Source organism: Desulfuromonas svalbardensis (genome assembly GCF_055389415.1).
Map to the genome: position 1 here is coordinate 1,683,998 of NZ_AP042416.1, position 13,113 is coordinate 1,697,110.

11 protein-coding genes are annotated in these 13,113 nt (G+C 46.8%); 10 read left to right on the forward strand and 1 reads right to left on the reverse strand.

The genetic code is table 11. The annotated features are described in order from the left end of the window. Window positions 1-11 precede the first annotated feature (11 nt). The 10 genes from extH (at window position 12) to ACZ5KY_RS07625 (ending at window position 12,035) form a co-directional block, all read left to right on the forward strand. A complete protein-coding gene (gene extH / locus ACZ5KY_RS07580; RefSeq protein WP_464243289.1) occupies window positions 12-2,537 on the forward strand; it encodes a selenite/tellurite reduction operon rhodanese-like protein ExtH in 2,526 nt (841 codons plus the stop codon). Window positions 2,538-2,601: 64 nt separating this feature from the next. Next, window positions 2,602-3,777 carry a selenite/tellurite reduction operon porin ExtI gene (gene extI / locus ACZ5KY_RS07585; RefSeq protein WP_464243290.1) on the forward strand — a complete coding sequence of 392 codons (1,176 nt, stop codon included), beginning with the start codon at window positions 2,602-2,604 and terminating at the stop codon, window positions 3,775-3,777. A gap of 220 nt (window positions 3,778-3,997) precedes the next feature. After that, on the forward strand, window positions 3,998-5,773 hold the full coding sequence (gene extM, locus ACZ5KY_RS07590) for a selenite/tellurite reduction operon c-type cytochrome ExtM (RefSeq protein WP_464243291.1): 1,776 nt from the start codon (window positions 3,998-4,000) through the stop codon (window positions 5,771-5,773). Beyond that, window positions 5,733-7,037, forward strand: coding sequence for a selenite/tellurite reduction operon b-type cytochrome iron-sulfur cluster-binding subunit ExtO (extO, locus tag ACZ5KY_RS07595; RefSeq protein WP_464243292.1), 1,305 nt, complete (start codon window positions 5,733-5,735; stop codon window positions 7,035-7,037). The genes extM and extO overlap by 41 nt, the downstream gene beginning before the upstream one ends. Beyond that, window positions 6,989-7,381: a QcrA and Rieske domain-containing protein gene (locus tag ACZ5KY_RS07600; RefSeq protein ID WP_464243293.1), complete on the forward strand. Its 393-nt coding sequence runs from the start codon at window positions 6,989-6,991 to the stop codon at window positions 7,379-7,381. Before extO ends, ACZ5KY_RS07600 begins: the two co-directional genes overlap by 49 nt. Before the next feature lie 29 nt (window positions 7,382-7,410). Further along, a complete protein-coding gene (locus tag ACZ5KY_RS07605) occupies window positions 7,411-8,031 on the forward strand; it encodes a cytochrome b N-terminal domain-containing protein (RefSeq protein WP_464243294.1) in 621 nt (206 codons plus the stop codon). Further along, window positions 8,028-8,441 (forward strand): selenite/tellurite reduction operon b-type cytochrome membrane protein ExtQ, encoded by a 414-nt coding sequence (extQ, locus tag ACZ5KY_RS07610; protein WP_464243295.1) that lies wholly within the window; start codon window positions 8,028-8,030, stop codon window positions 8,439-8,441. The genes ACZ5KY_RS07605 and extQ overlap by 4 nt, the downstream gene beginning before the upstream one ends. Continuing rightward, window positions 8,417-9,262: a selenite/tellurite reduction operon c-type cytochrome lipoprotein ExtS gene (gene extS / locus ACZ5KY_RS07615; RefSeq protein WP_464243297.1), complete on the forward strand. Its 846-nt coding sequence runs from the start codon at window positions 8,417-8,419 to the stop codon at window positions 9,260-9,262. The genes extQ and extS overlap by 25 nt, the downstream gene beginning before the upstream one ends. Continuing rightward, a complete protein-coding gene (locus tag ACZ5KY_RS07620; protein ID WP_464243298.1) occupies window positions 9,259-10,035 on the forward strand; it encodes a hypothetical protein in 777 nt (258 codons plus the stop codon). Before extS ends, ACZ5KY_RS07620 begins: the two co-directional genes overlap by 4 nt. Before the next feature lie 89 nt (window positions 10,036-10,124). Beyond that, window positions 10,125-12,035, forward strand: coding sequence for a putative bifunctional diguanylate cyclase/phosphodiesterase (locus ACZ5KY_RS07625; RefSeq protein WP_464243299.1), 1,911 nt, complete (start codon window positions 10,125-10,127; stop codon window positions 12,033-12,035). A gap of 74 nt (window positions 12,036-12,109) precedes the next feature. Here the strand turns inward: ACZ5KY_RS07625 and ACZ5KY_RS07630 are convergent, their stop codons facing one another. Beyond that, window positions 12,110-13,111 (reverse strand): 2-oxoacid:ferredoxin oxidoreductase subunit beta, encoded by a 1,002-nt coding sequence (locus tag ACZ5KY_RS07630; RefSeq protein WP_464243300.1) that lies wholly within the window; start codon window positions 13,109-13,111, stop codon window positions 12,110-12,112. Window positions 13,112-13,113: the final 2 nt, after the last annotated feature.

A 13,113-nucleotide genomic window follows, 5' to 3' on the forward strand; every position in this document is an offset into this window, starting at 1 on the left:
GTGGAGGCTACATGATTCAAAAAGTGTTAAAAAACGCAAAAAGCAATGTGGTGCTGTTTGCCTCAGTGCTCGCATTGTCGAGTCTGGTGTTGACGGGTTGTGGTTCTGGTGGTGGAGGCGGCTCTGATAGCTACGATACGCCTGCGACAACTGAGACTGCTCCGATTAATGGCGCGGCAACTGATGTATTGGTTGGTGCTGATACTGTTGCAGCTTGGATTGCCAGTGGCCAGGTTGGTGCGGCTGCTTCTTTTGACCGTAAGGTGGTTGTTCTCGATTACGGTTCCTATCCTACAGCAGAAGCTCTGGGCGTTGATCGCATTAAGGGCTCTTGTCGCGTAGACATCGGTGACCTGCGCTCTCAGCGTGTTGACGGGATTGCTGAAGCATATCCGATGGTCGCTACTGGTGCACAGATTGATTCCGTGATCCAACGTCTGGGTATTGATGAAAATACCACTATTGTCTTTACCACTAAGGAAGGCAATCCTGGGTATTTCACCACCCGCGCTTACTGGATGTTCCGCTACTGGGGTTTCTCTCGTGATAACCTGAAAGTTCTCGATGGCGGTAATACCGCGTTTGCGGCGGCTTATCCTGAACTGATGACCACGGATGTACCAATTCCCACTGCTTCGACTTTCAGCGTGCAGAAGCTTGCCGGGTTGAACGACGATCTGCGTGCTTCCGTTGGTGAAATGATTGAAATTGTAAAAGTTCTGCCAGGCTCAACCACCAATATGGTGTTCGATGCTCGCGGTGCTACAAATTATAATGGTGAAGGTGTGACCCCTGGTTATGTCCCACCCGCGGGTGACGGCGTTGTTGTTGTCGATGGTCATCCTGCAGGCGGCGAATTCATTGGCCAAGGTGGCTTGTATGTAGATACTTACAAGGGTGGTAAATTCAAGAGTGCTGCTGATATTCTAGCAATATTTGAAGCTACCACTACATTCTCTGCAGATAAGAAGGCGACCGTTTACTGTACGTCCGGCTATTCTGCAACACCGCTGTTCTTTGCCCTCGACGCTCTGTTAGGCGTAGACGTTCAACTCTACGATGGTTCTTGGAGCCAGTTTGGTAAGTACTCTGATTTTACTGCAGCAGGTGGTGAGCTTCCTCCTGGTTCTGCATGGGCAATCGACGAATATCTTGAAGTCTACAATTACAATGACGATATTGCCTCTCCTTTAACCATTGAAACTCTTGATGCTGCTTCTGCTGTTGCTCCTCAGGCTGCACCGTTTACCGGTGATGTACCTGCAGACAATAGTGATGTTGTTCAAAGCCAGGTCGAAGCGGCCGATGCTGATTACGCTGCTGGAATGGGTGGCATCGACATGGATGCCCCTGTCTTGACCAAAACATTTAACGATAACGTCATGATCGACTACGATACTCTCGAAGGTTGGATGGATGCAGGTCTAGTCAATGCAGCATCGGGTGAGAAGGTTGTCATTCTCGACGTTACCAGTGAGTTGGCTTACGGTACGGCGCACATTCCTGGTGCTCAGCTGTGGAACTATGTTGGTCAAGCTATCGTTCGTACTGAGGGTCCTGCTCCGGCAGTAAACATGGTACTCGACGGAGCCAGTATGGACGCTCGTATCCAAGCTGCTGGTATTGATGCGAACACCACTGTTGTTATCACTTCGTCGGCAACTGCGACGTACTTCCCAAGCCGTGCTTACTTCTTGTTCCGTTACTGGGGCTTCGATAAAGCACGTATCAAAGTTCTTAATGGTTACAATGCTGCGTGGCCAACTCCTGACCTCACAGATGATGCTCCGACCGTTACTGCTTCGACTCTCAGTGTTGCTGACCTGAACTCTGGTGTGCAACTGGATACTCGTGTTGCTTTAGCTGAGTTGATGGATGCAGCCCGTGATAATCGTGGTACTGCGATTGATTTCCGTGGCGACAAAGCTGCTACAGCAGGAACGCCTGGCGTGTTTGGCGCAAGTGGTGACTATGGTGTCTTTGAAGGTCGCCTCAATAATGGTACTTTCTTCAGCTGGCAAAACTTCAATACCGACTATGCTGGTGGTAACTTAGTTTATAAGTCTAAAGCTGAAATTGCAGCTGAGATGCTAGCGGCAGGTATTGACGTGTCTGCGTTCTCCAGCGATGGTTCTTACAGCAATCCTGTGTACTCTTACTGTCGTACTGGTTACATCGCTTCAACTGGCTTCTTTGTTATGGACGCTATCATGGGTCTTGATGTTATGACCTACGATGGTTCTTGGAGCCAATGGGGCAAAATGTCTGCTGATACAGCAAAAGGTGGTGAGCTTGCAGATAGTGCTTGGGCAACTGATAGCTCTGAGTACATGCAGATCATCAACTACAATGTTGATCACACTGCGGCTCTTGAGGCTCTGAATGCTGATGCGGCTGCTCTCGATCTGCTGCCTAGCGATACCGCAGCAAATCAGATTGAAAATGCTGACTTCGAGTATCAGATCCTGACTAATCAGGACGATGCGCCTGTCGTTGCTCCACCTACAGCTGGTGGTGGTGCAACAGTAGGTTGCTAAGATTTAAATGAATTGCTCCACTCCCTCAGAGGGGAGTGGAGCTTTGAACTTAAGGGAGTTTTTTATGGTTAAATTAACAAAAATTGGCGTTGTTAGCAGTCTGCTGCTGGCGTGTACTCTGTTTGCCACTGCAGCATTTGCTGGGCCAACATGGACTTTTGGCCCTGATGATGAAGGCCTGATGAAGCTTGAATATAAAGGTCAGTTTCAACTTGACTGGCGTGATAATGGTGCTGGTGCCGATGATGACGACAGCATGGAGTTTAACTTCCGTCGTAACCGTATCGCTTTAATGGGTGCTTATGGCAAGCTCGGGCTCTATGTTCAAACCGAGTACTCTGAGGATGTCAATATCAGCCCGTTCGCTGTTACTGATGGCTCTAGTAGTAACTTCCAAATGCTTGACGCTCAGATCCGCTACAAGTTCAGCAACGCCCTTCAAGTTCGCGCGGGTAAATTTAAGTACAACCTAACTCGTGAAAACCTTGAATCCTGTGAGGATCCGCTGAGTTTAGATCGTTCAGTCATGATCCGTGCTCCTTATGTTAGCACCCGTGATAAGGGTGTTGCCGTGTTCGGTAATCTGTTTGAGGACAAGTTTCAGTACCGTGTTGATGTGATGAATGGTCGTAATGATTCTGCCTCTGCTCCTGATTCTAACTTCCGTTATACCGCTCGTGCTCACGTCTCCCTGCTTGATCCAGAAAAAGGTTATGGCTACAAGGGTACTTACATGGGCAAGAAGAAAGTATTGACCATCGGTGCTGCTTACTCCATGGAGAAAGACGTTGCTTATTCTGATGCTACGGAGTTAGATGCTGTTGACTACAAGGCGTGGACTGCCGATCTGTTCTTCGAGTATCCTCTTGAAGATATCGGTACCTTCACATTCTCTACCGCTTATGTAGATTATGATCTTGATGATGCTTATCAGGGTGATGATGCTGACACTCTTACTTATGGTCTCACTGGCGAGAAAAATGGTGGTTATACCAAGATTGGTTACATGCTACCAAATACACCACTTCAGTTTTTCGTTCGTGCTGAAAACTGGTCTTTTGCTCAGCTAGATAGTATTTTTGACCAAGAAATTGACTGGTATGGTGGTGGTTTTAACTATTACTTCCGTGGCCAGCAATTGAAGCTCACTGTTGAGTATTCAGCAACTGATTATGACACCGAGTCAGCTGATGTTGAAGATTTTGATAGTTTAACAGCACAAATTCAGGTGCGCTTCTAACGCTTGATTTGAGTTGAAATGATCGGATAAAAAATGCCCGTACAACGATGTTGTGCGGGCATTTTTTTGTGGTGTTTACCGTTGGGCAAAGTTCAGAACTATGCTAGATTTAGGACACTATCTGTGCTGTTTCGCTCCTCACCTTTACCCTTAGGGTTTCATGCTTCGATATTTTTGTTTATCAGTGGTGGTTGTTTTATGTTGTATGTGCTTTGGCTGTATGTTTTCAGAGCCTGCCTCACAGTGTGTGCGTTGTCATGCTGGTTTAGAGCTTGCATCAGAGAATCATGGCGATTGTATCGAATGTCACGGCGGTGATGCGAGCTTAGTCGATAAAAAAGCGGCTCACGCGAGTATGTACGGCCCGCGCAATCCATCCGACCCAGAATTTTGGGATAAAACGTGTGGGAAGTGCCATGAATATCAATTACGTCGGCTAAAATCAAACCTGATGTTTACCAATACCGGCTTTATTAAGAATATTCGATTGACCTGGGAGGGCGGCGAAGAGGGTCTGTATGCCACAAGCGCCCAGCAACAATTTGATGCTCAAGGTGAACCTGTTGAGTTGCACTCTGTTCGCGAGTTGAACAATTTGGCGGGAGAATTGTATCGTAAATACTGTGCTCTTTGTCATGTGGGGGTTGAGTCAACCCAATCGTGGAAAGGTTCCCATGCGTCCGGCTGTGCTGCCTGCCATTTCCCTTTTAACGAAAATGGCACTTATCAGGGCAATGATCTCAGTTTACGCAATAAATGGCCCCATTCAGAAACTCACCGACTTGAGCCGTTGCCAACCAATACCGTGTGCATCCGTTGTCACAACCGTAGCGGACGTATCGCCCTGTCTTATCAGGGGATGAACGATGGCAATAGCGGTGGCGTTCCGGTGCGCAATGCCTTCCCCGGCCCCGAAGTGATCTCTGGCGCGCGTAACGTGACCCAAATTCAAGCTGATATCCACCATGAAAAAGGTTTAGAATGTATTGATTGTCATACCTCTCGTGATGTGATGGGTGATGGTTATGCGTATGAAAATATGTATTTACAAACCGAGGTGTCGTGTGAAGATTGCCATGGCAGCGCGTTAGAGCGTCCCAAAGTACAAATAGTAGAACGTGAAAATGATGAAGCGGTGCGCGAATCGCGTAGTTATCAGCAGCAGGTCTATAGCGGTGATGCTTTGGTGTTAACGTCAAAGGGGCGTCCTTACTCTAATGTTTTTTATCGTGATGGCAAGGTCGTTGTGGTGGGTAAGCGTGACGGACGTGAGCATATTAGCAAAGTGATCACAGGTACTCCTGAACATCAGATTGTCGGTCATGAGCGAATGGAGTGCTATGCGTGTCATTCGGCTGCAGTGCCGCAATGTTTTGGTTGTCATACCGAGTATGATCAGTCGCAACAAGGGATGGATTACGTCCTTGGCCGTAAAACACGCGGCAGCTTTAGCGAAACAGAGGATTATCGTTCGTTGTACCCCTTTCCGTTAGCTTTAGATCAGCGCGGTAAAATTGCGCCCCTAACTCCAGGTTGTCAAACCTTTGTCACGATACTTGATGCAGAGGCTAAACCGCAGGTGGAGGAGTACGTTTCAACATTTAAGGGCAAAAAGCAACTGCGTTTTGCACCGTTTTATTCTCACAATACCGCGGCTAAGGCTGTCGGCTGTAGCGAGTGCCATGCTAATCCCGCATTTTTGGGCTTTGGTCAGCATGTTGTCGAGGGACAGAGTGTTGAAAGCACCTTGCTGTGCGAAAAGGCCGAGAACTTGCCGTTGGATGGTTTTATGGTGATGCAGCAGGGGGAAGTGCAATCATTCTCAGGTGTGGTACGCGAACATAGTCGGGCGTTAAATGATCAAGAAGTTCATCGTATTTTGGCTGTCAATCAATGCTTGGTGTGCCATGATCAGCCGAAAGATCCTATCTATCAACAATCACTGGATTATAATCGTGTTGAAGAGTGTTTTAATAGCGCTGCTGGTACTCAGTAGCATCGTTACGGCCCATGCCGAACCTATACCGACCCATGCCGAGCCGATACCAGCCCATGCACAATTGGCCGAATTGACTGCTGGGGCAGCGTGTCAGGATTGCCATGAACACGTTGTTCGCGGTGTTCATGCAACGCTAGGCTGTCGCGCGTGTCATGGTGCGGCGGGTAATGTTGCTGATCCAACAACCATTGCTAACAAAGCGGTTGGTTGCTCGGGCTGCCATGAGCAGTCAGAGCATATTTTTGATCACGCCATGAGTACACGTGAGGCGGAGCAGGAGTTCTGTCAGCGAAGTTGGTCGCAAGCCGATCCGCAGTTCTTTGACACCAACTGTATGGGCTGCCATGTGACACGTTGTTTGGATTGTCATGGCGAAGGGCATGCTATTGATCGCCCCTCTACCGAGACTTGTTCGCAATGTCATAATGGTTACTTTGTCGGCTGGGATTTTTCAGGTCGTGCGCCTCGTGAAGACAGTGTGCGCTATCAACGTGGTGGTCAAAATCACGGTCAATATTATTTAAAAATGCGCCCCGATGTCCACGCTGAAGCGGGGATGGATTGCGGCGATTGTCATACCATGGCGAGCTTGCAACAGGGTAAGGTTGTCGCCAGCAGTTGTCTTGACTGCCATGACCCCGACCCGAATGTGATTGAACACAGCGTTGCCGCTCACTTAGAGAAGATGGAGTGTGTGAGCTGCCATGCGGCATGGTCGGCGCAAGAATATGGCACGTTTTATATCAAAACGACGGACAGTTCGAATCGTAATTTTTTTAGAGTGCGGCCAACGAATGATCAGTATGTCAAAAGTAGTTATTTGAAACGGCAAGATTCGCCGATTCTGGGCTTAAATGAACGCGGCCGTGTCAGCCCGATCCGCCCACAGTTTATTGCTTATTACAGTGAGATAGAGAACAATCAGCCTGTGGGTGATGAAAATCGGTTGCTTGCTGCTGAATGGAAAGCCTATACGCCGCACACCATTCGTCGCGGTACCGTAATGTGCGATAGTTGTCACAATGAACCACGGCGGTTCATGTTGCAACCTGAAGAGAAACGGATCTACCGTCCAGACCGAGACGGTCTTGGTTTATCAAGCTTTTGGAGTCAAGATGGACAACAGGTTGTTAATGGATCCTTTTATCCGGCAGAACGGTTTCAACGCATGTCGCGTCGAGATCGCAACTATGCCGAACTGTATGTGAGAAAATGGCAAACTTTTCTAAAAAAAGACGAAACTTCCTCCGCACCGCAGTAGCGGCAGGTGCGGGGCTATGGTTTCTGCAAAAGTTCTTTGCCCCAGCTTCCGTAGCGAAAACATTGTTGGCTCGGGTTCCAATGGCATCAGTTCCTGGTCGCGGTGCTCTGGTGTACCGTCAACAACGGTTCGCTTTGATTCGTGAAGAGGGAACTGTTTATGTCCTGAGTTTGGTATGCACGCATTTAGGCTGTACTTTGAGTGTGACACCAAAGGGCCTGAGTTGTCCGTGTCATGGGAGTGTGTTTGATCGGTTTGGTGTTGTGCTAAAGGGGCCAGCTGACAAAGATCTGCCGCGCTTAGAGTTACAACAACAGGGTGAGGATTGGGTTGTTTATGGATAGCATTATAGCGCGTGATAAAGGGTACTCCTGTGATTAAAGATTTTATTAAACATTTGTTTCCGCGGGTGGTTATTGAGCGCAACTTACGCATTAGCTATACCTTTTGTTTGGGGGGCATGGCCTTTACACTTTTTATGGTGTTGATGGTGAGTGGGCTGTTGTTGTCGATGTACTATCAACCGCATGCTGATCATGCGTACAACTCCATTCTTTATATTGAAGAGCAGGTGTTTGCCGGACATTTTTTGCACAGTTTGCATCGCACGGCGTCAAATTTTTATTTGATTCTTCTTTTCTTGCATACCCTGCGGGTGATATTGACGGGTGCCTATCGCAAGCCGCGTGAGATGAACTGGTTGATTGGCTTCATGCTGTTATGTTTAGGGTTGTTTTCTGGTTACACCGGTTATCTGTTGCCGATGGATCAACTGGCACTGTGGGCGACACAAACGGGGATGGAATTACTCCGCGTGGTTCCCTTCGGTGAGTTGCTGCATGGCTTTTTAGTCCCCGATGCAGTCGGTCAGCCATTATCGCTGTTGCGCTTTTATGTGCTGCATGTTGTGGTTCTGCCTGGGGTAACATTGATGTTGTGTTTTTTACATTTTTATAAAATTCGCAAGCAAAAAGGGGTGTTACCGTACCTGTGAAAAATTATGTAAAAAGTGATCCTGTTTTTTTCCGCTTAATCAAACAATCGATGGCGGCTATTGTCCTGCTTGTCGTGGTGTTTGCCGCACTGTTCCCTGCACCATTACTTGACCCCGCCGATGTGTCACGGGTTCCCAACCCCTCGCGTGCGGCATGGTTTCTCATCTGGATGCAAGAGTTGGTTAGTTACAGTAAGTACGCGATCTACCCTATTATCCTTCTCGGGGGTGTGTTTTGCGCGTTACCTTGGCTGCCGAAGATGAGCCCGAGTGAGCACGCACAGTGGTTTCCTGCGGATCAAAAAATAATTAATTTGGCAACAGTGATCTCGTTTTTAGTGATTATTGCTCTGACGGTGGTGGCATTTTATTTTAGAGGCGAAAATTGGTCATTCGGCTGGTTCTTTTAATTACGGTTATCGTCCTTACGTGGGCGAGCGAATGCTTAGCAGTGCCATCCAGCTGTTTGCGTTGTCACGACCTCTGTGGTGGTGCGAGGGCTGCGCAACGGCACCATGACGTGTCGTTGCAGACGATGGGCTGTGTTGGTTGCCATCGTGGTAATCCAACGACTTTACGACGGGACCTGGCACATTATCGCCTTATTGAAGCGAGTCACTCCTGGTATCGTTTCCCCGAGTCTAATGTTGTAAAGCGTGGTCAACATCTCGTTGATTTGTTGGCATGTCGTCGCTGTCACGTTTTGGCAGGTAAAGGCAACTCAGTAGCGACCGATTTAGATCGATTATTTCATCAAGTTTTACCCGCTGAAGTGGTTACCTCGATCCGTGCCCCCGCTTTTTTTATGCCAGATTTTTCACTACAACACGACGACGTGGATGCTCTTGTTAATGTCATTTTTGCTGCTGGACTTAGGCCACAAAAGCCCGGTTTGCAACCACCACAAATTGTCCATTTTGAAAATGAAGTTGATGAAGAAAACCTGTTTGAAAAACATTGTGGTAACTGTCATCGCGTGTTGACGGCACAACAAGGAGGTCTTGGGATAGGGGATATTGCACCAAATTTGTCGGGACTGCTGAGTCAGTTTTACCCCAAATCGTTTAAAGACAACCAGCCTTGGGATGTTCAAGGCTTGAAAAAATGGATTAAGAACCCGCGCGAGATTCGACCGTTAACGCGGATGCTGCCTGTCGTGTTGCTAGAGCAGGAAGTGATTAAGTTAATCGATGAAACCTGGCCACTAAAAGTGAAGGAGCCGCTCCAATGAAAAAAATATTCCGAATTCGTGCCATTCAATTATTTATGGTGCTTGTTGTCTCTTTCTTATGTATCAGTTGCAGCCATTTGAATGTTGATTTCGATTCTTCGTGGTCAGCACGAAATATTTCTGTTGTGGTCGTTGAGCATGAGCAAGCTCCCGAGGATGTGACAACGGCTGATATTGTAAGTATATTAACGCGCTTGGGGTGGCATGTCGTTGCTGATCATGAGCAAGCTCAAGCACGGGTTGTCTGTCGTTGGATGAGACAGACAGACTTAACTGAGGAAAGCGAGCCTGTCGAAGTTGTGAAAAGTTTTCATGTTCAGGTGATTTCTGTTAAACAGCCCAAAATTTTAGCTGTTTCTGATTATTTTTATTCAAACAATACTGAAGATCTCATTGGTGGTGTTAATGCCGCATTGACAGCTCTAACGCAAGAACCGGTTGTGTCTGCACCACAGGCTGTTTTGCCGAAAACTCAGCCTGTTTCACAGCAGAGCCCTGTTGAGCGAATAACGACCCCGCCAATAGATGTCGCGCAGGATTCTAGTGTTATTCAGCCTGTCAAGCAGCTTCAAAATGATCCAGAAACCATTACCGTTGAAGAGGTTTCTTCTGTTCCCCTCGAAGATTCCCCCCAACAGGTGCTACCAATGGAACCTGCTGTGCCAGCCCAACAGGTACAGCCTCTGGAACCTGCTGAGCCTGTAAGTATGGAAACATCACCTTGGGTTCCGCGTTTTCAGGGGATGGGTTTTGATGAATGGGGTAAACAATAAGTGTATAGTTATTAACTTCTTTCAATGGCAGGCTGTTTGGTTTAGAAAGAATAATTCGTTCTTAATGTGACTGTGCAAGGACTGTTCTTATGAAAATTTTTATTGGTCGTTTGCGTTCTCGACCCGTCATTGATTTTTGTCTGTTTGCCATTGCTGGCGCGATCATTCTCGCTGTTTTTTCAATCGTGCCTCAGTCTCAATTTGGTGCGAATATTTGGAATCTCTCCAATTATGTTTTTCCAAGTGTCTACGGCAGTATTGCCGGCGGACTGCTGGGGATCTGGTCCGGCCGGTTACGCCGAGCCATGCACGCTCAAGCATGCATGCAAGAGCGTTATCATGATCTGTTTGAAAATGCATCCGATCTAATACAGTCGGTGGACCTTGATGGCCGTTTTCTGTTTGTAAACCAAGCTTGGCGTGACACCTTAGGCTATTGCGATAGTGAAATTTATTCGCTCAATATCTTTGATGTGATAAGTCCTGACGACCACCATCATTGTCGTCAGCGGTTTGAATCTCTCATAGCAGGTGAGGTTGTTACTTCTGCTGAGGTGACATTTTTGCGCAAAGATGGTTGCCCTGTGTTGCTCGAAGGAAATGTAAGTTTACGCTTTGAAAATGACCAGCCCCATAGTATTCGCGCCATTTATCGCGATATCTCAGAACGTAAAGCTGCAGAAGTCAAGATCCCTCAGCTTGCTTATTACGATAAGTTAACAGGCCTGCCTAATCGAACATTGCTTCAAGATCGTTTGATTCATGCCATTGCTGACGCTAAACGGTTTGACCATCATTTGGGTGTGATGTTTATTGATTTTGATCACTTTAAAAAAGTCAACGATACCTTGGGCCATTATATTGGTGACCTTCTTTTGGGGGAAGCGGCTAAGCGTTTGCGCAGTTCGTTTCGTGAAAACGATACTGCTGCTCGGTTAGGTGGTGATGAGTTTGTTGTCATTCTATCTGGGTATCGTAACTCATTTAATGTTCCCCATATTGCGCAAAAAATTCTAAAAAATCTTTCTCGTCCTTATGTGCTTGAAGGTCATGAATTAGTGTTGTCGGGTAGTGTCGGAATTGCTATCTATCCTCAAGATGGCACCAATGCTGATGATCTGATGCGTAATGCTGATATGGCCATGTATGCGGCAAAGGGTGAGAAAGGTGATAGCTTTCAATTCTACTCCGAGAGTATGAATCTTAATGCTGTCGAACAGCTAAAGCTTGAGAATGGTTTGAGGCATGCAATTGAAGAAGAACAGCTATTTATTTGTTACCAACCGCAAGTTGATTGGACAACGAAACAGGTGGTGGGTGTTGAAGCCCTACTGCGTTGGAATCATCCTGAATTTGGATTGATTTCACCCGATATGTTTATTCCTGTTGCTGAAGAGACGGGACTCATTACTTCTATCGGTGAATGGGTGCTCCGTCGTGCCTGTAAGGAGTTGAAGCAACTTCAGGTCGAGCTTGATGTTGAATTGAGTCTCTCCGTCAACTTGTCAGGTGTTCAACTTGAACAACCAAACCTTGTTGAGGTTATTCTCACTGCACTGCATGAAAGTGGCTTACCTTCCGAGCAACTTGAGTTGGAGATCACTGAATCTGTACTGGTTGAACGCACCGATCAAGCATTGAATTTATTACATAAAATTTCAAGTTTAGGGGTGAAAATTGCCATTGATGATTTCGGCACCGGATATTCATCTTTAAGCTATTTGAAGAATTTTCCGATTGATCGTTTAAAGATCGACAAATCTTTTTTGGTGGATATTTATCATGATACGGATAATGCTACGATCGTAGAAACTATTATTGCGATGTCACGTAACATGGGCCTACATGTGATTGCCGAGGGGGTAGAAACTCACGAGCAGATTGAGTTTTTAGTTGATAGAAATTGTCCGCAGATGCAGGGTTTTTTGTTCTCAAAGCCTGTGTTGCCATCACAAATTAAGGTGTTGATAGAGCAGGGGATATGTTGTTTGAATAAATAATCGGTGATTATTGTAAATAAAAAAGGCTTGGGGATTCCCCAAGCCTTTTTTTTTGACCTAATCAAACAGTGAACTTAAACAGTCCAAGTGTGACCTTCTTGCATGATTTGATCTAAGGTACGACCACGCTTCGCTTTAACAGCGTCAAGTTGCTCGTATACCATGTCATCATAGGTTTTCTTTGTGTCATCAGCATAGATAACACCGAAAGCCATAGGTAGGCCATCGTCTGGACGCATCTCAGTAAGAAGAGCGGCAACTTCAACGTTCTTCTCATCGTGAACAAGAATGTCCGCTTCAGCAACATCAGCAACTTTAGCTGCTTTAAGCTTAAAGCCATCTTGAACGAGGCAGAACTGACCTTCTGTACCGAAAGTCAACTTCTCACCGTCACGTACAACGATGTAGAAGTCAGCGCCTGTTGCTTTGTCAGTGAGTTGCTTATGTGCGCCATCGTTGTAGATAACACAGTTAGCAAGGATCTCAAGCATACTGAAGCCCCTGTGCTTAGCGCCGCGTACACAAATCTCTTCAGAGAGCTTCATTTGTGCATCGATACTACGCGCGATAAATGTACCGCCAAGGCTTACCGCAACACGCAAAGGTGTCATGGGGTAGTCAATAACACCATAAGGGCTGGTCTTAGAGATTTGACCCATGTCAGAACAAGGAGAGTACTGACCTTTGGTGAGACCATAGATCTTGTTGTTGATGAGAACATAGTTCAGGTTGATGTTACGACGAATCGCGTGGATGAAGTGGTTTCCACCAATAGCAGTAGAGTCGCCATCGCCAGAAATTGTCCATACGTCAAGCTTAGGATTCGCTACTTTAACACCCGATGCAATAGCTGCAGCACGACCGTGAATGGTGTGAAAGCCGTAAGTTTCCATGTAGTAAGGGAAACGGCTAGAACAGCCGATACCTGATACGATAGCTACTTCATCACGAGGTTTACCCGCTGCAACCATGCCGCCACGAACAGCGTTCATGATAGCGAAGTCACCACAGCCTGGGCACCACTTTACTTCCGCAGCGGATGCGAAATATTTTTTTGTCAGTTGAGTATCTGCCATGG

Coding starts and splice junctions, on each gene's coding strand:
- extH (WP_464243289.1), top strand. CDS start 12: ATGATTCAAAAAGTGTTAAAAAACGCAAAAAGCAATGTGGTGCTGTTT.
- extI (WP_464243290.1), top strand. CDS start 2,602: ATGGTTAAATTAACAAAAATTGGCGTTGTTAGCAGTCTGCTGCTGGCG.
- extM (WP_464243291.1), top strand. CDS start 3,998: ATGTTTTCAGAGCCTGCCTCACAGTGTGTGCGTTGTCATGCTGGTTTA.
- ACZ5KY_RS07600 (WP_464243293.1), top strand. CDS start 6,989: ATGGCAAACTTTTCTAAAAAAAGACGAAACTTCCTCCGCACCGCAGTA.
- ACZ5KY_RS07620 (WP_464243298.1), top strand. CDS start 9,259: ATGAAAAAAATATTCCGAATTCGTGCCATTCAATTATTTATGGTGCTT.
- ACZ5KY_RS07625 (WP_464243299.1), top strand. CDS start 10,125: ATGAAAATTTTTATTGGTCGTTTGCGTTCTCGACCCGTCATTGATTTT.
- ACZ5KY_RS07630 (WP_464243300.1), bottom strand. CDS start 13,111: ATGGCAGATACTCAACTGACAAAAAAATATTTCGCATCCGCTGCGGAA.